Origin of the sequence: Amaricoccus sp. W119, assembly GCF_047275745.1 — a bacterium.
In the GTDB taxonomy this organism is placed as follows: domain Bacteria; phylum Pseudomonadota; class Alphaproteobacteria; order Rhodobacterales; family Rhodobacteraceae; genus Amaricoccus.
Genome location: NZ_JBKQWU010000001.1, coordinates 101,172 through 120,180 on the forward strand (window position 1 = coordinate 101,172; position 19,009 = coordinate 120,180).

General features: G+C 70.3%; 21 protein-coding genes. 10 read left to right on the forward strand and 11 right to left on the reverse strand.

The window, feature by feature from the left end; translation table 11 throughout:
• Positions 1-13: 13 nt before the first annotated feature.
• Together ACLJK8_RS00455 and ACLJK8_RS00460 are read left to right on the forward strand one after the other, a co-directional pair.
• Positions 14-1,207: a hypothetical protein gene (locus ACLJK8_RS00455; RefSeq protein ID WP_413147985.1), complete on the forward strand. Its 1,194-nt coding sequence runs from the start codon at positions 14-16 to the stop codon at positions 1,205-1,207.
• An 8-nt stretch (positions 1,208-1,215) separates the two neighbouring features.
• Entirely contained in the window at positions 1,216-1,845 is a 630-nt protein-coding gene (locus tag ACLJK8_RS00460) for an OmpA family protein (RefSeq protein ID WP_413147986.1), read from the forward strand.
• A 186-nt stretch (positions 1,846-2,031) separates the two neighbouring features.
• On the opposite strand, the gene rplT is transcribed toward ACLJK8_RS00460, so the two are convergent.
• The 3 genes from rplT to ctaA form a co-directional block, all read right to left on the reverse strand.
• Positions 2,032-2,394 (reverse strand): 50S ribosomal protein L20, encoded by a 363-nt coding sequence (gene rplT / locus ACLJK8_RS00465; RefSeq protein WP_413147987.1) that lies wholly within the window; start codon positions 2,392-2,394, stop codon positions 2,032-2,034.
• Positions 2,395-2,406: 12 nt separating this feature from the next.
• A complete protein-coding gene (gene rpmI, locus ACLJK8_RS00470; RefSeq protein WP_413147988.1) occupies positions 2,407-2,607 on the reverse strand; it encodes a 50S ribosomal protein L35 in 201 nt (66 codons plus the stop codon).
• 124 nt (positions 2,608-2,731) lie between these two features.
• Complete coding sequence (gene ctaA / locus ACLJK8_RS00475) at positions 2,732-3,874, reverse strand: heme A synthase (protein ID WP_413147989.1); 1,143 nt, start codon at positions 3,872-3,874, stop codon at positions 2,732-2,734.
• Between the two features lie 207 nt (positions 3,875-4,081).
• Here ctaA and ACLJK8_RS00480 point away from each other — a divergent pair, with 207 nt between their 5' ends.
• Positions 4,082-4,801, forward strand: coding sequence for a glutathione S-transferase N-terminal domain-containing protein (locus ACLJK8_RS00480; RefSeq protein WP_413147990.1), 720 nt, complete (start codon positions 4,082-4,084; stop codon positions 4,799-4,801).
• A 138-nt stretch (positions 4,802-4,939) separates the two neighbouring features.
• On the forward strand, positions 4,940-6,748 hold the full coding sequence (locus ACLJK8_RS00485) for a M3 family oligoendopeptidase (RefSeq protein ID WP_413148251.1): 1,809 nt from the start codon (positions 4,940-4,942) through the stop codon (positions 6,746-6,748).
• 87 nt (positions 6,749-6,835) lie between these two features.
• Here the strand turns inward: ACLJK8_RS00485 and ACLJK8_RS00490 are convergent, their stop codons facing one another.
• Positions 6,836-7,354 carry a GNAT family N-acetyltransferase gene (locus ACLJK8_RS00490; protein ID WP_413147991.1) on the reverse strand — a complete coding sequence of 173 codons (519 nt, stop codon included), beginning with the start codon at positions 7,352-7,354 and terminating at the stop codon, positions 6,836-6,838.
• A gap of 61 nt (positions 7,355-7,415) precedes the next feature.
• A complete protein-coding gene (locus ACLJK8_RS00495) occupies positions 7,416-8,291 on the reverse strand; it encodes an SDR family oxidoreductase (protein ID WP_413147992.1) in 876 nt (291 codons plus the stop codon).
• A 102-nt stretch (positions 8,292-8,393) separates the two neighbouring features.
• Here ACLJK8_RS00495 and ACLJK8_RS00500 point away from each other — a divergent pair, with 102 nt between their 5' ends.
• Complete coding sequence (locus tag ACLJK8_RS00500) at positions 8,394-8,783, forward strand: winged helix-turn-helix transcriptional regulator (protein ID WP_413147993.1); 390 nt, start codon at positions 8,394-8,396, stop codon at positions 8,781-8,783.
• Between the two features lie 96 nt (positions 8,784-8,879).
• On the opposite strand, the gene ACLJK8_RS00505 is transcribed toward ACLJK8_RS00500, so the two are convergent.
• The gene (locus tag ACLJK8_RS00505) at positions 8,880-9,194 is read right to left on the reverse strand and encodes a muconolactone Delta-isomerase (RefSeq protein WP_413147994.1); all 315 of its coding nucleotides are present in this window, start codon (positions 9,192-9,194) and stop codon (positions 8,880-8,882) included.
• A 193-nt stretch (positions 9,195-9,387) separates the two neighbouring features.
• Between ACLJK8_RS00505 and panB the strand changes: the two genes are divergently transcribed.
• Complete coding sequence (gene panB, locus ACLJK8_RS00510) at positions 9,388-10,200, forward strand: 3-methyl-2-oxobutanoate hydroxymethyltransferase (RefSeq protein ID WP_413147995.1); 813 nt, start codon at positions 9,388-9,390, stop codon at positions 10,198-10,200.
• Positions 10,201-10,237: 37 nt separating this feature from the next.
• Positions 10,238-11,104: a pantoate--beta-alanine ligase gene (gene panC, locus ACLJK8_RS00515; RefSeq protein ID WP_413147996.1), complete on the forward strand. Its 867-nt coding sequence runs from the start codon at positions 10,238-10,240 to the stop codon at positions 11,102-11,104.
• Between the two features lie 73 nt (positions 11,105-11,177).
• Here the strand turns inward: panC and cysK are convergent, their stop codons facing one another.
• On the reverse strand, positions 11,178-12,263 hold the full coding sequence (gene cysK / locus ACLJK8_RS00520) for a cysteine synthase A (protein WP_413147997.1): 1,086 nt from the start codon (positions 12,261-12,263) through the stop codon (positions 11,178-11,180).
• A gap of 230 nt (positions 12,264-12,493) precedes the next feature.
• Here cysK and ACLJK8_RS00525 point away from each other — a divergent pair, with 230 nt between their 5' ends.
• A complete protein-coding gene (locus tag ACLJK8_RS00525) occupies positions 12,494-13,483 on the forward strand; it encodes a glutathione S-transferase family protein (RefSeq protein ID WP_413147998.1) in 990 nt (329 codons plus the stop codon).
• A gap of 15 nt (positions 13,484-13,498) precedes the next feature.
• Here the strand turns inward: ACLJK8_RS00525 and ACLJK8_RS00530 are convergent, their stop codons facing one another.
• Genes ACLJK8_RS00530 through tsaD form a run of 4 tightly spaced genes read right to left on the reverse strand, consistent with a single transcriptional unit; the run spans position 13,499 to position 16,286 of the window.
• Positions 13,499-13,918 carry an EVE domain-containing protein gene (locus ACLJK8_RS00530; protein WP_413148253.1) on the reverse strand — a complete coding sequence of 140 codons (420 nt, stop codon included), beginning with the start codon at positions 13,916-13,918 and terminating at the stop codon, positions 13,499-13,501.
• Positions 13,918-14,190 (reverse strand): YciI family protein, encoded by a 273-nt coding sequence (locus ACLJK8_RS00535; protein ID WP_413147999.1) that lies wholly within the window; start codon positions 14,188-14,190, stop codon positions 13,918-13,920. Before ACLJK8_RS00535 ends, ACLJK8_RS00530 begins: the two co-directional genes overlap by 1 nt.
• Positions 14,191-14,211: 21 nt before the next feature.
• A complete protein-coding gene (locus ACLJK8_RS00540) occupies positions 14,212-15,189 on the reverse strand; it encodes an NAD(P)H-dependent glycerol-3-phosphate dehydrogenase (protein ID WP_413148000.1) in 978 nt (325 codons plus the stop codon).
• Positions 15,186-16,286 carry a tRNA (adenosine(37)-N6)-threonylcarbamoyltransferase complex transferase subunit TsaD gene (gene tsaD, locus ACLJK8_RS00545; protein WP_413148001.1) on the reverse strand — a complete coding sequence of 367 codons (1,101 nt, stop codon included), beginning with the start codon at positions 16,284-16,286 and terminating at the stop codon, positions 15,186-15,188. The genes ACLJK8_RS00540 and tsaD overlap by 4 nt, the downstream gene beginning before the upstream one ends.
• A gap of 132 nt (positions 16,287-16,418) precedes the next feature.
• On the opposite strand from tsaD, the gene ACLJK8_RS00550 reads away from it, so the two are divergent.
• On the forward strand, positions 16,419-17,180 hold the full coding sequence (locus ACLJK8_RS00550; RefSeq protein WP_413148002.1) for a uroporphyrinogen-III synthase: 762 nt from the start codon (positions 16,419-16,421) through the stop codon (positions 17,178-17,180).
• A gap of 98 nt (positions 17,181-17,278) precedes the next feature.
• Entirely contained in the window at positions 17,279-18,994 is a 1,716-nt protein-coding gene (locus ACLJK8_RS00555) for a mitofilin family membrane protein (protein WP_413148003.1), read from the forward strand.
• Positions 18,995-19,009 lie beyond the last annotated feature (15 nt).

Consider the following 19,009-nt stretch of genomic DNA (forward strand, 5'->3'; position numbering starts at 1 on the left):
CCCCGAATTGGCTATGTCGGTCGGGAAGGATCGAAGGCGGGTGGCGCGATACCGTGGACCGCCGCGAGAGCGGCGGCGTCGCTTGCTCACAGCCTGCGAAAGGACTGACTCAAGAATGTTGCATGACAAGATGAACCGCTTTGAACGCCCATTGGTATTTCTGCTGTGCGCCGTCGTTATCGGCACGGCGGTGACCGGATTCGCGCCCGCGGCCAACGCGCAGCTGGCAGGAAGGCCAGATCTGGTCGCGGACGCCTCGGCCAGAGCCACGACCACGGGTCGCCTGCGGGTCGGCGTGCCATCCGGGTGGACCGAAAGGCGCGTCGAGGGCGACCCCTTCGGTCTGCGCTACAGCGACGGGGACGCCGACGACGCGACCACGCTCTCGCTCGCCGGAGACTTCGGGCCATTCGGGACGGCGCGCGTCGGTCTCAGCACGCTGATCGGCGGGATTCAGACCAGCACTCCCGGGTTTCGGGTCGACGGCACGACCGACATCGAAGTGCCGGGCGCGACATCGGCGGTGCGTCTCGATTTCGCCTACGGCACCGAGGAGGAGAATGGCGTTTTCGAAGGCATCTGGATCGTCGCGTCGGACGACAAGACCGATCAGTCGATCGCGCTCGCCCTGTCCGGGCGAACGATCGACGACGACCTCGCGAGCAGGGTGCAATCCGGTCTCGCCATGCTGTCGCCCGATGGGTCCGACTCTGGAGAGGCGAACTCTGGCGAGGCGAATTCGGGCGGGGCGGACCCCGAAGGAGCTGATCCCGGCGCCGCGGCCGCGACCGGCGGAAGTACGGTCCAGGGCGCTCAAGGTAACCAGGTCCTCGCGACGGGCCGGTATAAGAACGGCGAGATCATCGCCGAGGTCGACGGGCTGGTCGTCGATGGCGAGCGGCTCACGGTCAAGATGGCGCTGCGTCCGGCGCGGGAGGGTAGCCGTGTCGGGTCCAACGTCCTCTACAGCAATCTCGGCGACAATATCTATGAGGAGATCTATCTGATCTCCGGCGACAAGAAGTACATGCTGGTGCGCGATTCGAACGATGAACCGCTTGCGCCGCCCTCCCTCACCGCCTCGGGCAAAGGCGCGCTGGTGGGCAGCTGGTACGGTGTGTTTCCGAAGCCTCCCGCCGGACAGAACATCACGCTCTACATGCCCGGCATGGAGCCGATCGGGCCCTTCAGGATGACGGCGAATTGAGGCGGCGGATGTCGCGCCATCTCACTCGCGCCGCGGCGGCCGTGACCACGATCTGCCTGGCCGGGGTTTGCGTGGCCGCGCCCGTCGCGGCCCAGGAGGATGGCGGCGATCTGTCGGGATATATCCGCGAGCTTCGGGACGCGGATATTCGCGATCTCGCGTCGACCGTGCATGACATGACCTCGCAGGTGAGCGACCTGTCGGGCAGCGTGAGGGACATGGTCGCGGACAGCGGCGGCGACATCGCCATGCGCGAGACCGATGACAGTATCGTTCTGTCGGTGACCAGCGATGTGCTGTTCGCGTTCGACAGCGCCGAACTGACCGCGCCGGCGCGCGAGACGCTTGCCCGGATCGCGGCGGTGCTGACGGAGGGCGAAGGCGGCGCCGTTCAGGGCACGGTTCAAGTCGTGGGCCACACCGACGCGAAGGGGCCGGAAGACTACAATCAGCGGCTGTCCGAGGAACGCGCGGCTTCGGTCGTGGCCTCCCTCACGGAAAGCGGCGTGCCCTCGACCCGGCTTCGCGCGGCGGGGCGCGGCGAGACGGAGCCCGTCGCGCCCAACCAGATCGACGGGGCCGACAACCCGGAAGGCCGGGCACAGAACCGCCGGGTCGAATTCGTATTGCCGAGATGACAGGCGGAGCCCCGCTCGCCGGGGGGGTTCCTGACGAGATTTCCAAGGCGGAAGCTCGGGGAAGGACATTTCGGCGGCGGTCGGCCGCGACGAACGAGAAAGGCCGCCCCAAGGGGCGGCCCATCGATAGAACCCAGCGTCGTGACCTCGCGCCACGACCGGCGGCGCGAAATCTCAACGGCGGGATCAGGCCAGCGCGGCCTTGGCCTGCGCGGCGATCGCGTTGAACGCCTCCGGCTCATGCACGGCGAGGTCCGCGAGAACCTTGCGGTCCACATCGACGCCGGCGCGGTCGAGGCCGTTGATGAAGCGCGAATAGGTCAGATCGGCGTCGAACGCGCGCACGGCGGCGTTGATGCGCTGGATCCAGAGCGCGCGGAAGTTCCGCTTGCGGACCTTGCGGTCGCGGGTCGCGTACTGCTGCGCCTTGTCGACGGCCTGCGTCGCGGTGCGGAAATTGGTCGAACGCGCGCCGTAGTAGCCCTTGGCGGCCTTGATGACCTTGCGGTGACGGGCGTGGGAGGCGGCGCCGCCTTTGACTCGGGACATGTCGGCTCTCCTTTAGCGCGCGTAGGGCATGTAGCTCTTGACGATCCGCGCGTCGGGCGCGCTGAGCGTCGTCGTGCCGCGGGCCTGACGAATGAACTTCGTCGAGCGCTTGATCATGCCGTGCCGCTTGCCCGCCTGGGCCGCGACGACGCGGCCGGTGGCCGTCACCTTGAAGCGCTTCTTCGCGCCGGACTTGGTCTTCATCTTGGGCATTTTCATCTCCTGCGATGGTCGTTTCGGGCGACTCGGCAGCCCCATTGGCCGGCCGTCCGGTGTTGAAGGCGCGCTGTTAGCGGGGATCACGCGGGAATGCAAGTAGGGCGGAGATCTGGTCCCCCTACTTGCGGGCGATCCGTTGCGGCGCGGGATAGAGCGCCATGAACCGTGCCCGCACGATCAGCGCGAAGAGCAGGATCGCGCCCACCTGATGCGTGATCGCCACATGCGGCTGCGCCGCCGTCAGCACGGTCGCGACGCCCAGCGCGACCTGCAGCAGCCCCATGTGGACCGGCCCGGCGAAGGCCTTGCGGATCGAGACCAGCGCGCTCCCCCGCGCCCGCAGCCAGGCGACGAGCGCGAGGATGAGGAGGAGGTAGCCGACGCCCCGATGCGTGAACTGCGTCAGCGCCGGGTTTTCGAGGAAGTTCCGCCAGACCGGCTGAAGCTCCAGCATCCCCGGCGGCACGACCTGCCCCGCCATCAGCGGCCATTCCGGAAAGTTCCGCCCGGCGTCGATCCCGGCCACGAGCGCGCCGAGGATGACCTGGACGAAGGCCACCGCGATGAGCGCGCTGCCCCAGCCCATCATCGCCGGACTGCGCTGCCTGCGCGCCTGCAGAAGCTCGGATTCCGTCCGGTTGAGGGCGAGGATATACCAGGCGAGCATGCCGAGGATCAGGAAGGCGATGCCGAGATGGATCGCGAGCCGATAGGAGGCGACCGAGGTCATCGCGCCCGTGAGCCCCGAGGTCACCATCCACCAGCCGATCGCCCCCTGCGCGCCGCCGAGCACGCCGAGCAGGAGAAGCCGCCCGGTCCAGCCCGGAGGGATCTGGCGGCGCACCAGGAACCAGAGGAAGCCCAGCGCCCAGACGAGGCCGATCACGCGGCCAAGCTGGCGGTGGCCCCATTCCCACCAGTAGATCTCCTTGAACTCGGCGAGCGTCATCTCCGGGTTCAGCGTTTCGGCCTGCGGCGTCGCCTTGTACTTGTCGAATTCCACCGTCCAGGCCGCGTCGTCCATCGGCGGCAGCGCCCCGGTCACCGGCTTCCACTCGGTGATCGAGAGGCCGGAATCGGTGAGCCGGGTCAGCCCGCCGACGGCGACCATCACCATGACCAGCGCGAAGAGCACCGTCAGCCAGACGGCGATCGCGCGGCGCGCATGGCGTGGGCGCGCGGGCGGCGGCGTGCTCGGCCGCGGGGTGGCGGCGGGCGTCTCGTCGCCCACCTCCTCGAAAATGCTGCGGGTTTTGCTCATGGCTGCCCTCCGGGCTCCTCGGCTCGCCTGTCGCGCCCGGGTCTATGCGGCGGTTCCCTGCCGGGCAAGCCGGTTTTTCGCCGGGCCCCCGGGGCCGGGCGCGGGGACTTGCCACGGAGCCCCGGTGCGCCAGATAGCCTCGGCGAACGGCCCAGCCGAACCGAAGTCCGGGCGGCGGCGCCGATGAACCGCCGAAGGAGACCTCCGATGGACCAGAGCGCGCGCCCCTTCCGAACCCTGGCCGAGCACCCGATCAACACCCGCTGGCCGGCCGAGCACCCCGATCGCGTCCAGCTCTATTCCTGGCCGACACCGAACGGGATCAAGGTCTCGGCGATGCTGGAGGAGACCGGCCTTCCCTACGAGCCGCATCTCATCAACCTCTCCGAGGACGTGACCACCCCGGAGTTCCTCTCGCTCAATCCGAACAACAAGATCCCCGCGATCATCGATCCCGACGGGCCGGACGGCCAGCCGATCGGCCTTTTCGAGAGCGGGGCGATCCTGATCTATCTCGCCGACAAGAGCGGCCGGTTCCTTCCCGCCGGCGCCGCGCGCTACGAGACGATCCAGTGGCTCATGTGGCAGATGGGCGGCGTCGGGCCGATGTTCGGGCAGGTCGGCTTCTTCCACAAGTTCGCGGGCGCCGAGATCGAGGACAAGCGCCCGCTGACCCGATACGTGAACGAAGCGAAGCGCCTGCTCAACGTGCTGAACCAGCGGCTCGAAGGCCGCGACTGGATCATGGGCGCGGACTACACGATCGCCGACATGGCGATCTGGCCCTGGGTGCGCGGGCTCAACTTCTACGGCGCCGAGGAGATGGTCGGGCTGCCGGGGTTTGCCAACATCGGCCCCTGGTTCGACCGGGCGATGGCGCGGCCGGCCTCGCAGGCGGCGCTCGACATTCCCGCGACCGGCCGCTGAACAAGGCCGCCGGGCCGGTTGCCAAGGTTCGGGCGCTGCCATCGACACCGCCGGTCCGAGTGACTAGATCTGGCTCCGACAGTCACGAGGAGCCCGCGAATGTCCCTGATAGAACGCCACGCGATAGCATGGCAGCGCATGCCGCGCGACGCCCGCGAGCCGGGCGCCGGCGGCGGAGATCTCGGCGCCCTGCCGGAATGGAACCTCGACGATCTCTACAAGGGCCCGGACGATCCCCGGATCTCCGCCGATCTCGACTGGCTCACGACCGAATGCGCGGCCTTCGCCGGTGATTACCAGGGCAGGCTCGCCGATCTCGACGCGGATGGCCTGCTCGAGGCCGTCCGGCGTTACGAGAAGATCGATCTCGTCTCGGGCCGGGTGATGAGCTTCGCGGGCCTGCGCTACTACCAGTGCACGACCGACGCGGCCCGCGCGAAATTTCTCGGCGACACGCAGGGCCGGCTCACCGACATCACGGCGGCGCTGGTCTTCCTGTCGCTGGAACTGAACCGGGTCGAGGAATCGCGCATCGCCGAACTGATGGCCGCGAATGACGAGCTCGCGCGCTACAAGCCGGTCTTCGACCGCATCCGCGCCATGCAGCCCTATCAGCTTTCCGACGAGCTGGAGAAGTTCCTGCACGATCAGTCGGTGGTCGGCGCCGCCGCCTGGAACCGGCTCTTCGACGAGACCATGGCCGCGCTGAGCTTCGAGGTCGGGGGCGAGACGCTGCCGCTCGAAGCTACGCTGAACCTGCTCACCGACCAGAACCGCGCCAGGCGCGAGGCGGGCGCGCGGGCGCTCGCCAAGGTCTTCACCGCGAACCTGCCGCTCTTCGCGCGCATCACCAACACGCTCGCGAAGGAGAAGGAGGTCGAGGACCGCTGGCGCAAGCTTCCGACCCCGCAGATGAGCCGGCATCTCGCGAACCAGGTCGAGCCCGAGGTGGTCGAGGCGCTCCGCGATGCCGTGGTCGCCGCCTATCCGAAGCTCTCGCACCGCTATTATGCGCTGAAAGCGCGGTGGATGGGGCTCGACAAGCTCGAGATCTGGGACCGCAACGCGCCGCTGCCGCGCGACGATGACCGGCTGATCCCCTGGCCGGAGGCGCGCCAGACCGTGCTCGACGCCTATGCCGGCTTCGATCCGCGCATGGCCGAGATCGCCACGCCGTTCTTCGAGAAGGGCTGGATCGACGCGCCGGTGAAGCCCGGCAAGCAGCCCGGCGCCTTCGCGCATCCGACGGTGACGGACGCGCATCCCTATGTGCTCCTGAACTACCTCGGCAAGCAGCGCGACGTGATGACCCTCGCCCATGAGCTTGGCCACGGCGTGCATCAGGTGCTGGCGGCGGGACAGGGCGAGCTACTGGCGCAGACGCCGCTGACGCTTGCCGAGACAGCGAGCGTCTTCGGCGAGATGCTGACCTTCCGCCGCCTGCTCGACGCGACCGAGGACCCCGCGAAGCGCAAGCTCATGCTCGCCTCAAAGGTCGAGGACATGATCAACACGGTCGTGCGCCAGATCGCCTTCTACGATTTCGAATGCAAGCTCCACGCCGCGCGGCGCGAGGGGGAACTCACGCCCGACGCCATCAACGCGCTCTGGATGAGCGTTCAGGCCGAGAGCCTCGGGCCGGTCTTCGATTTCATGGACGGCTACGAGACCTTCTGGTCCTACATCCCGCATTTCATCCATTCGCCGTTCTACGTCTATGCATATGCCTTCGGCGACGGGCTGGTGAACGCGCTCTACGCGGTCTACGAGGAGGGCGATCCAGGGTTCCAGGAGAAGTACTTCGACCTGCTCCGCGCGGGCGGGTCGAAGCACCACAAGGAGCTTCTGGCCCCCTTCGGCCTCGACGCCAGCGACCCGAAGTTCTGGGACAAGGGCCTCGGCCTCATCGCCTCGATGATCGACGAACTGGAGGCGATGGAGGCGTAGGGCTACGGGGTTGGACGGGCGGTCAAACGCGGGCGGGCAAGGCGAACGAATGCCCGCCTCGCGGCGATTCCGGCCATGCGGCGGACTTCACTCCGCCACCCCCTCCGCCTCAGCCGCGAAGCCCGGGTGAAACACCGCCTCGCCCGCCGGAACCTCGCCGTCGAAGGCCAGCCCGAGCACATACTCCTCCGGCACGTCGGAGTAGGTCAGCCCCTCGCGGCGGGCGAAGCCGAAGCGGCCGTAATACGCGATCTCGCCGACGAGGACGCAACCCACCGCGCCCGCGTCCCGAATCCGGCCAAGGCCCGCCTCGACCAGCGCCGAGCCGATGCCCGCGCGCTGGCGGTCGGGCCGGACCGAGAGCGGCCCGATCCCGAACCAGCCGGGGCCGGCGCCTTCGATCGAAAGCGGCGAGAAGGCGACATGCCCGAGGATCTCGCCGCCCTCCTCCGCGACCAACGACACGGGGAGCGCCCCCGCCGCGCGCAACGCCGCGACGATCGCGGGCTCGGTGCCGCGGCTGTAGGGCGTGCCCGCGAAGGCGGCCTTCGTCACCGCCGCGATGTCCGCGGCATCCGCCGGTCTCTCGTCACGGATCCTGAGCATGTGGCCCTCATTCGGTGTCGTCCGGGACCGGGTTAGCACCGGGCGGATGCCCGGCCAAGCCTCAGACGACCGGCGCCGCAAGCTCCGCGAGGGTCGCGGCGATCGTCTCCGCGTAAGGCGTGGCCGGCCGGCCGATCAGCGCGCTCAACGTGTGCGACGCGTCGAAGAGCGCGCCACCCGCCGCCTTGGCATCGCTCTCGGCGAGAAGGGCGGCCAGCGCGGCGGGCAGGCCGGCGCCTTCGAGTGCTTTGGCATGGTCGGCCTCGGGCAGATCGGTGTAGACGACCGGCCGGCCGGACTGGCGTGCGATCTCCGCCGCGAATTCCGCCAGCGTGTAGGACTCGTCGCCCGCGAGTTCGTAGACCTTGCCGGCCTGATCCTCGTCGGAAGTCAGCACAGCGATGCCGGCGGCCGCGTAATCGGCGCGGGCGGCGGAAGCGATACGGCCCTCGCCGGCCGAGCCGACAAGAGCGCCATGCTGGAGAGCCGGCGCGATGCCCGCCGCGTAGTTCTCGGTATACCAGCCGTTCCGGAGCAGCGCGTGGGGGATACCCGATTCGGCCAGCGCCACCTCGGTCGCGCGGTGCTCGACGGCGAGGTCCATCGGGCTCGTGTCGGCGCGGAGCAGGCTCGTATAGGCGATGAACCGCACGCCCGCCTCCCTGGCGGCGCTGATCAGCGCGAGATGCTGAGGCGCGCGCCGGCCAACCTCGTTCGCCGAGATGAACAGCAGTCTGGTCACGCCCGCGAGCGCGGGTACGAGCGTCTCGGGGCGGTCGTAGTCGGCGACGCGCACGGCGACACCGCGCCCGGCGAAATCGGCGGCTCTGGCGGGGTCGCGGACAAGCGCGACGATCTCATTGGCCGGAACCTCGTCCAGCAGGTTTTCGAGCGCCAGCCGGCCAAGCTGGCCAGTGGCTCCGGTGATCGCGAACATGGTGGATCTCCTTCCCATGGGTTGCGGAAGGGAAGCTAGACAGCTAACTTATCAAAAGTAAGTACGCACAGGAATGTAAGTATGGAAAGGGACTGCTTCTCCATGGGCGATAATGGCGGCGCATCGCTCTCAGCTCAGCTGCGCCGGGGCGATCTGCTCGATCCCGCCTGCCCGTCGCGCGAAGCGCTCAAGCATGTCACCAGCCGATGGGGCGTGCTAACCCTCATGGTGCTGCGCGACGGTACGCTGCGGTTCTCGGAGTTGCGCCGGCGCGTGGGCGGGGTCAGCGAGCGGATGCTGGCGCAGACCCTGCGCTGGCTGGAGGACGACGGCCTCGTCGCGCGCCGCTCCTATCCCGTGGTGCCGCCGCATGTGGAATACAGCCTGACCCCGCTCGGGGAAGAGGCGGCGGCGCGGGTCGCGGCGCTCGCCGACTGGATCGAGACGAACCTCCCGCGCATCCTCGCGGCCCAGGGGGAGCCGGCGGCCTGACTCGGTGCCCGCGCGGGGCGGTCGGGGACGGGCGGCGTAGGTTTCCCGCGGCTTGCGCCAAGCGTTCCCCCCGCCCCCGGCCAGGTCCGAAGGCTCTCAGGACTTCAGCCGCGATGCGACATCGGCGGCGAAATCCTCGTAGCGGCGAAGCGCGGAGACCTTGATCGACACATGCTGGCCCATCTCCCGCATGATCGGCAGGTCGAGAGAGATCTGGTCGAGCACGTCGGGCCCCGGCAGGTCGAGGATCGCGATCACCCGCCGCTCGCCCGCGACCTTCCAGAGATCGACCACGGCGCCCGACTCCTTCGCGCCGAGCGCGACCTTGGCCTCGTCGGCCCAGATCCGGAACAGATCCTGCTGCGACATGTCCGCGCCGTATCCCACGGTGAATTCAAGATGATAGAGCATGCATCCCTCCCTCTGGCCTCCCTCGGGCCTCCCTCGAGCGGCCGGTCTCGCACCGCCGCCGCGACCCGCAGCCTACCCTGCCGATCGCGCCGATCAATGGCCCATCGGCCGCACCGAGTCGCACCCGCGGCTTGACAACCGCCCCCGGGACCAACAAGTGCTGGCGCGGGCACAAAGGACGGGGGGAGGTCCGATGAGCGTCTCTGCCAGGAAGAAGGCCATCACGCCGGTGGATGTCCGCGCGCGCAAGGGGGCCGAGCCGCTCGTCACGCTCACCGCCTATACGACGCCGATGGCGCGGATCGTGGACCGGCACGCGGATATCATCCTCGTCGGCGACAGCCTCGGGATGGTGGTGCACGGCCTGCCCTCGACGCTCGGCGTCACGCTCGAGATGATGATCCTGCATGGCCAGGCGGTCCGGCGCGGCTGCCAGAAGGCGCTCCTCGTGATCGACATGCCCTTTGGCAGCTATGAGGAAAGCCCGGAGCAGGCGTTCCGCAACGCCGCCCGGATCATGACCGAGACCGGCTGCGGCGCGGTGAAGCTCGAAGGCGGCGTCTCGATGGCCGAGACCATCGCCTTCCTGACCAGGCGCGGCATCCCGGTGATGGCGCATGTCGGCCTGCTGCCGCAATCGGTCAATGTCGTCGGCGGCTACAAGGTGCAGGGCCGGGGCGCCGACGCGGAGCGCGTGCTCGCCGATGCGAAGGCGGTGGCCGAGGCCGGGGCCTTCTCGGTCGTGCTCGAAAAGGTCTCAGAACCGCTCGGACGCCGGATCACCGGGGAAATCACGATCCCGACGATCGGCATCGGCGCCTCCGCCGCCTGCGACGGGCAGGTTCTGGTGCTCGACGACATGCTTGGCTTGTTCGAGGATTTCAAACCGTCCTTCGTACGGCGCTATGCCGAGCTCGGCGGCACGGTCGACGCCGCGGTCGCCGCCTATGCCGAGGAGGTGCGCGCCCGTGCCTTCCCCGCCGAGGAGCACGTCTATCCGGAATAGCCGGCATCCCGCCCGGTCCTTCGAGGAGCCGAAGCCGATGGAGAGCACCCTGACGACGACGCCGATCGTCCGCCATGTCGCCGAATTGCGCGCGCTGACCGGGAAATGGCACCGCGAGGGCGCCCGGATCGCGGTCGTCCCGACCATGGGCGCGCTGCACGAGGGGCATCTGACGCTGGTGCGCGCCGCGCTCGCCCGGGCCGACCGGGTGATCGTGACGCTCTTCGTCAATCCGAAACAGTTCAACAGCCCCGAGGATCTCGCCGCCTATCCCCGGACCGAGGAAGCCGACGCGGCGAAGCTCGCGCCGCTCGGCGCCGATGTGCTCTTCGCGCCCGGTGGCGACGAGATGTACCCGGAAGGGTTCGCCACGCTCGTCCGCGTGAACGGGCTCGACCAGGGGCTCTGCGGAGCGTTCCGGCCCGGCCATTTCGACGGCGTGGCGACCGTGGTGACCAAGCTCCTGAACCAGACCTCCGCCGATCTCGGCTTCTTCGGCGAGAAGGATTTCCAGCAGCTCGCGATCATCACCCGGCTCGCACGCGACCTCGACATCCCTTGCGAGATCGTCGGCGTGCCGACGGTGCGCGAGGCGGACGGTCTGGCGCTCTCCTCGCGCAACGTCCGGCTCGCGCCCGAGGATCGCGCGGCCGCGCCCGCGCTCGCGGCCGCGCTCCATGCGGCGCGCGACGCGATCGAGGCCGGCGGCCCGGTCGAGGGCGCCATCGCCGAAGCCCGCGCCGCGATCCTCACCGCGGGCTATTCCGGGGTCGAGTATCTGGAACTGCGCCGCGCCGACGACCTCGCGCGCATGACCGAGGCCACCGCCCCGGCGCGCCTTCTCGCCGCCGCCTGGCTCGGCGGCGTCCGCCTCATCGACAACGTCGCGGTCAGCCCGGCGTAGGGCGGGCGATTCGCCCGCCGCGCCCGTCAAGCCGGCGCAGGGTGGGCGATGCGCCCACCCGACCCCGCGACGGTCACCCCAGCTGATACCCCGGCGTCGAGGCGGAGACCGCCAGTTCCTCGGTGTTCATGTCCGCCCCGAACGGCTCGAAGAGCGGCGTCGAGAGATAGCGCTCTCCGGTATCGGGCAGCATCGCGAGGATGACCGAGCCCGGCGCCGCCGATTGCGCGACCTGCAATGCCACGGCGACGGTGGAGCCGCCAGAGACTCCGGTGCAGATCCCCTCCTCGGCCGCGAGACGCCGCGCGACCGCGATCCCCTCCGGCCCCGGCACCGGGATCAGATCGTCGTAGCCCTTGTTGTCGATCGCCTCCTGCAGGACGAGGGGGATGAAATCCGGCGTCCAGCCCTGGATAGGATGCGGCTCGAAGGCGGGGTGGCTCACCGCCGGGCCGCCATCCTCGCCCCGCTCCTGCGGCGTGCCGGAACTCACCAGCGCGGCGTTGGCGGGTTCCGAGAGGATGATCTTCGTATCCGGCCGGTCGCGGCGCAGCACGCGCGAGACGCCCGCCACCGTGCCGCCGGTGCCGTAGCCGGTCACGAAATAGTCGAGCCGGCTGCCGGCGAAGTCGCCGATGATCTCGCGCGCGGTGGTGTTCTCGTGGATGAGCGCGTTGGCCTCGTTCTCGAACTGGCGGGCATAGAACCAGCCGTTGGCATCGGCGAGTTCCTTCGCCTTCATGTACATGCCGAAGCCCTTCTGGGCCTTGGGTGTCAGGATCACCTTGGCGCCGAAGTAGCGCATCATCTGCCGCCGTTCGACCGAGAAGGTCTCGACCATGGTCACGACCAGCGGATAGCCCTTGGCGGCGCAGACCATCGCGAGGCCGATCCCGGTATTGCCGCTCGTCGCCTCGACGACGGTCTGGCCCGGCCTGAGCTGGCCGCTCCGCTCGGCTTCCTCGATGATGCTGACGGCGAGCCGGTCCTTGACCGAGGCGCCCGGGTTGAAGAATTCCCCCTTCACATACATCGTCACATGCTCGGGAGCGATCCGGTTCAGCCGCACGCAGGGCGTGTCGCCGATCGTATCGACGATGCTGTCGTAGAGCCGCCCGCGCCCGGACGTGGTCCGCGAAGCCTTGTCCACCGTCGTCATGCATGTCCTCCAGCGTAATTCGACGAATGCCGCGTGACGCGGCCTTGTCGGGAGCGCGGATCCTAGCATCATCCGCCGCCGCGACCAGAGCGGAGCGCCGCCTCCGGGGTCGGCGACTCGATAAACCGGGGCGGAAGACCGGAAGCCGGGAAACAATGCGGCCACGGCGCCGCGTCTTATCCCGCCCGGCCGCCAGCCTAGATGAAGGAGAGGTGACCGGAGGTGGCGAGATGGGACTGCTCCAGGACGGAAAATGGGTCGATCAGTGGTATGACACCGCCGCCACCGGAGGGCGGTTCGAGCGGCAGCCGACGGCCTGGCGGAACTGGGTGACGCCGGACGGCGCGCCCGGTCCGAGCGGCGCGGGCGGGTTCGCCGCCGAGAGCGGGCGCTATCACCTCTATGTCTCGCTCGCCTGCCCCTGGGCGCATCGCACGCTGATCTTCCGGGCGCTGAAGGGCCTCACGGAGCATATCAGCGTCGATGTGGTGCATCCGGTGATGGGCGAGGACGGCTGGACCTTCGCGACCGATTTCCCCGGCGCCACCGGCGACCGTCTCGGCGGCCATGCCTTCCTGCGCGATGTCTATCTCGCCGCCGATCCGGAGGCTTCGGGCCGTGTCACCGTGCCGATTCTCTGGGACAGGCAGCGCGGCACGATCGTCTCGAACGAATCCGCCGAGATCATCCGGATGCTCAATTCCGCCTTCGACGGGATCACCGGCGACCGCGCGGATTTCCGGCCGCCCGCGCTCCGCGACGAGATCGATTCGGTCAACGCGCGGGTCTATGACGGGGTCAACAACGGCGTCTACCGCGCCGGGTTCGCGACCACGCAAGCCGCCTATGCCGAGGCGGCGGGGATCGTGTTCGAGACGCTCGACTGGCTCGAGGACCGTCTCGCCACGCGCCGCTACCTGCTCGGCGACGCGCTGACCGAGGCCGACTGGCGGCTCGTCACCACGCTCTTCCGCTTCGACGCGGTCTATCACGGGCATTTCAAGTGCAACCGGCGCCAGATCGCGAGCTATCCGAACCTCTGGGCCTATGCGCGCGAACTCTACCAGATGCCGGGGATCGCCGAGACGGTCGATCTCGGCCATATCACCACGCATTATTACGTGAGCCACGGGACGATCAATCCGACCGGCATCGTTCCGGTCGGCCCCGATCTCGACTGGACCGCGCCGCATGGGCGCGAGCGGCTGGCGGCGGCCTGAACGGCCGCCCGGCGCTCAGCCCTCGTAGCCGCCCAGTTCGCAGATCACCGCCCATTCGGCCTCGGTCACCGGCTGGACCGAGAGGCGGCTGTTGTTGACCAGCACCATCTCGCTCAGCCGTTCGTCCGACTTGCAGGTGTCGAGCGTCACGGCGCGCGGCATCGGCGCGACCGCGCGAATATCGACGCATTCCCAGCGCGCATCCTCGGTCGAGCTGTCGTGATGCGCCTCGGCGATCACCTCGACGACGCCGACGATCGCCTTGGCATTCTGCGAATGGTAGAAGAAGCCGAGGTCGCCGACCTTCATCTCGCGCATGTTGTTGCGCGCCTGATAGTTGCGGACCCCGTCCCATTCCTGACCCTCGGCGCCCCTGGCGACCTGATCCTCCCAGGACCAGGTCTCGGCCTCCGATTTGAAGAGCCAGTGGCGCATCAGCCGATCACCTTCTTCCACGGCCGGATCACGACCTGCGCGAAGAGCCCGGCGCCGGCATAGGGGTCATTCGCGGCCCAGGCCTCGGCGGCGGCGAGGTCGGGCACGTCGAGGATCACCAGCGAACCCGCCATGTTGCCATCCGCGTCCAGCAGCGGCCCGGCCTGTGTCACGACCCCGGTGGTCGCGATATAGGCGAGATGCGCCTCGCGCGTCGCCTTGCGGATCTCGAGCCCGCCGGGCTTGTCGTCGCAGATCAGGGCATAGAGCATCGGTTGATTCCTCCAAAGGTTTCATTCGTCGCGCAACGGCCGGGACAGGAGCGCGTCCATCGCGCCGTCGATCGTGAGCCGGCCTTCGAGCACATCGGCCACGGCGGCGGCGATCGGCATCTCGACGCCGTGCCGAGCGCTCAGCGTGCAGGCCGCCCGCGCCGTCGCCACGCCCTCGACGGTGCCGCCGGGCCGGGCCGCGCCCGCGCCCATCGCCTTGCCGAGCGCGAAGTTCCGCGACTGCGTCGAATTGCAGGTGAGCGACAGGTCTCCCAGGCCCGAGAGCCCCGCCAGCGTCTCCGCCCGCGCGCCGAGCGCGACGCCGAGCCGGGTCATCTCGGCGAAGCCGCGCGTCATCAGGGCCGCCCGCGCCGAATGGCCGAGCCCCGCGCCCTCGGCCATGCCGCAGGCGATCGCGATCACGTTCTTCAACGCCCCGCCGATCTGCGCGCCGATGACATCATCGGTCAGATAGAGCCGCAGCCGCCGCGCCGCGAGCCGGGCCTGCAGCGACTGGCCCAGCGCGGCATCGGCGCAGGCGAGCGTCAGCGCGCTCGGCAGGTTGCGCGCGATCTCGCCTGCGAAGCCCGGACCCGTCAGCGCCGCGAGTCGCGCGGCGATCTTGGCCTCGGGCAGCGTATCGGCGGCGATCTCGGTCTGGAGCCGGAGCGTGCCCGCGTCGATCCCCTTGGCGCAGAGCACGAGCGGGACCGGCGGCAGATCCGCGCCGCGTTCCGCGAGAAATGCGCCGGTGTTCTGGGCCGAAACGACGATCAGGAGTACCCGGGCATGGGCGACGCGGCCGATATCGGCGGTGCAGGCGACCCCGTCGGGCAGGACCACGCCCGGCAGCCGGTCCGGATCGCCGCGGTTCGCGTCGAGCGCGGCCATCCGCGCCGGATCGCGGCCCCAGAGCGTCACCCGCCGACCTTCGAAGCCGTGAACGGCGGCGAGCGCCATGCCGAAGGCGCCTGCGCCGAGAACCGCGATCCGACTCATGCCTTGGCTCCCTTGCGCCCCGAGCCGAGCATCGGCGCGGCATCCATATCGAGCGGCCAGCGCGGCCGCGCGGAGAGATCGAGCGCGTCCGGGCCGCGCAGCGCCATCGCCTCCGCCGCCGCCCAGGCGATCATCGCGCCATTGTCGGTGCAGAGCGCCAGCGGCGGCGCGACCCAGCCGAACCCTTCGGCCTCCGCGACGCCCCGGAGCGCCGCGCGGATCGTGCCATTCGCCGCGACCCCGCCCGCGACCGCCAGCGTCGGACGCGCGACGGCGTGCCGTTCGCGGAATTCGGCGCAGGCGCGGCGGGTCTTCTCGGCCAGCGTCTCCGCGACCGCGGCCTGGAAACTCGCGCAGAGATCGGCGCGCTCGGCCCGCGTGATCCCGCCCCGCGCCTCCGCGAGCTTGTCGCGCGCCCGCCGCGCGGCGGTCTTGAGGCCGGAGAAGGAGAGATCGCAACCCGGCCGGTCGAGCAGCGGCCTCGGCAGTGCGAAAGCTGCCGGATCTCCCGCGCGCGCCTCGGCCTCCACCCGCGGCCCGCCCGGCTGGCCGAGGCCGAGCAGTTTCGCGATCTTGTCGAAGGCCTCGCCCGGCGCGTCGTCGATCGTACCACCGAGCCGCGTGAAACTCCCCGGCCCCTCGACGATCAGGAACTGGCAATGCCCGCCCGAGACCAGCAGCGCGAGATAGGGAAATTCCACCGGATCGGTCAGCCGCGGCGTCAGGGCGTGGCCCGCGAGATGGTTGACCCCATAGATCGGCAGCCCGGTCGCCGCGGCCAGCCCCTTGGCGAACATGACCCCCGACAGCACCCCGCCGATCAGCCCCGGACCGGCCGTGACCGCGATCGCGTCGATATCGCCGAGGCTGAGCCCGGCGGCGTCGAGCGTCGCCTCGGTCACGAGGTCGAGCCGCTCGGCATGGGCGCGGGCGGCGATCTCGGGCACCACGCCACCGAAATCGGCGTGCAGCGCGTCCTGCCCCTCGACGCGCGCTGCGAGGATCTCGGCCACGGGCACCCCCGGCCGGGCGCGAATCACCGCCGCCGCCGTGTCGTCGCAGCTGCTTTCGAGCCCGAGGATGATCCGTGCGTCCATTAACCTCTCCCGGACGCCCCGCGTTGCGCGCGCCCTGCCCGGCGGGTACCACTCCGGACGGGGGCGACGCAACGGCGTGCCTGTCGCGGGATGGTTCGCGCGAAGGTGTCGTGGAAACGGGGAAGGCGCGGAATGGGGCGAGGGATGGTGCTGCTTCTGACCCGCCCGGAGCGCCAGTCCGCCGCCTTCGCCCGGGCGCTGGAGGCGGCGCTGCCCGGCCGGTTCGAGATCCTGACGGCGCCGATGACCCGGATCGCGCCGACCGACGCCGCGCTCGATCTCGACGGCGCCTCGGGGCTCCTGTTCACCTCGGCCAATGGCGTCGAGCAATTCGTCGCGCGGGGGGTGAAGACGGACCTGCCGGCCTATTGCGTCGGCGCGATGACGGCGGCGGCGGCGCGCGCCGCGGGCCTGCGGGCCATGAGCGCCGACGGCGACGTGACGGCGCTCGCGGCTCTCGCCCGGGCGGAGCATCGCGAAGGGGACGGGCCGCTCGTCCATATCCGGGGCCGCCACGCGGCGGGCGATCTCGTGGGCCGGCTCACGGCGGCCGGGATTCCGGCGCGGGCGGCGGAGATCTACACCCAGACGACGCGGCCGCTCGGGCCCGAGGCGGCGGCGGGCTTCGCCGCGCACGAAATCGCCGTGGTCACGCATTTTTCTCCCCGCTCGGCGGCGGCGCTCGCGGCCGAGGTCGCATCGGGCGGATGGTCGCTCGATGGCGTCGCCTCGGTCGCGCTCAGCCCGGCGGCGGACGCCGCCTTCGCCGGCGTCGCGCCCGCGCGCCGGATCATCGCGGCGGAGCCGAGCCGGGCGGGCATGATCGCGGCGCTCGCCGAGGTCCGGCGCGGGGGCCCGAAACAGACCTCGGACACGGAACCCAACGAGGGGTAGGCCGCTTGTCGGCCGGATGGCCTTTGCCTAGTATCCCCGGCGGACCCCCCGCCGGCGTGGCTGGCGGGGTCGGAGCGAGCAAGGGTGGAATGAGAGCCATGGCCAACAGAAAGACCGGTTCGACGGGGAAGGACAGCGCAGGGCCTCGGGACGAACCGGTCAGCGAACCACCGCGCGGCTACTCGATCTACAGTGAGAAGGCCGAGAGGCAGGCCGCGGCCGACAACGCGCCGCTCGGAGACGCGGGTGCGCCCCCCGAACCGCGCGGCGAAGGTCCCGGCGACGTTTCCGGCGACCTTTCCGGCGGCGCGCCTTCCGCCGACCCGACTCCGTCCGGCTCGCCCTTCGCCAGCTCTCCCGAGCCGCGGGCGCCCGACCGTCCGCTTTTCGCGGATGCCGACGGGCCGGTCACGCCGATGACCCCCGAGGAAGCCGCCCGGGAGGCATCGGAAGACGCCGAACTTCTCGGAGCGGTCGATGACTCGGACGTGCGCGAGAAGAGCGGCGGGCCGAGGGAGACGACAACCGGCGTCGATGCCCGGCCGGATACCGATCGGGATGCGGGCCTGGAACCGGCAGGGACCGGAGAGAAGCCGATGCCCGAGACAGTGGCCGCCCGCCCCGCGCCGCGACCGAGGCCCGAGCCAGAGCCCAGGCGGGAGGCCGCGTACACCGCCCCGCCCCCGCGAAACGATCGCGCACCCGCGCGTTCGGGAAGCTGGGCCGGCCGCCTCCTGACCGCGCTCCTGCTGCTTCTGATCGGCGCCGGCCTCGCACTCTGGTTCGGCCCCCGGCTCGCGCCCAACCTCCCCGCGCCGATCGCGGAATTCCTCCGGCCCGCCGGCGCCGAGACCGAGGCGCGGATGGCGGAGCTCGAACAGGCCGTGACCGACCTCCGGGCGGAGCTCGCGAACCGTCCGGCCGGCGTGACCGAGGATCAGGTAAGCTCGGCCGTGGCGACCGAAACGGGCCGCATCGACGGCGAGATCACCGCGCTCCGCGACCAGATCGGCGCGGGCGCCGAGGTGCCCGAACGGCTCGCGCGCGTCGAATCGGCGGTCGAGGGCGCCCAGGCCGAGATGACGGCGCTCAGGGACCAGCTCGGGACCAGCGGCGCCGGGGTCGCGGCTTCGCCCGACCTCGATGTCTATCAGGGCGAACTCGACGGGCTCAGGGCCGAGATGGGCACGCTCTCCGACCAGGTCGCCGGGCTCCGCGATCGCGTCGATCAGGTAGGCGCGGAAGCCCGGCGGCAGATCGAGACGGCGCAGGAAACGGTCGCCACGGTTCAGGAGGAGGCGAATCAGGCGGTCGACACCGCCGCGCGCCAGGCCGATGTCGCGGCCGTCGGCGCCGCGATCGCCGCCGGCCAGCCCTTCGCCGAACCGCTCGGCCGCCTCGCCGGGATGCCCGATGTCACGATACCGGCGGGCCTGACAGCGGCGGCGGAGAGCGGCGTTCCCTCGCTTCCCGCGCTCCGCGACAGTTTCCCGGAGGCCGCGCACGCGGCGATCCGGGCGAGCATCGTCGCCGCCGCGGGCGACGGGATGGCCGATCGCGCCCTCGCCCTCGTGCGGTCGCAGTTCGCCACCCGCTCGCTGACACCCGAGGAGGGGAACAGCCCCAATGCGATCGTGTCGCGGATGGGCGACAGGCTCGGCGACGACGATCTCGCCGGCGCCCTCGCCGAATCCGAGGCGCTGCCGAGCGAGGCGCAGGCCGCGATGGGCGACTGGCTCGCCCAGGCCAGGCTCCGTGTCGATGCCAATGCCGGGCTGACCGAGTTGCAGTCCGCCACCCCAGCCACGAACTGACGCGAGGCCGCCCCA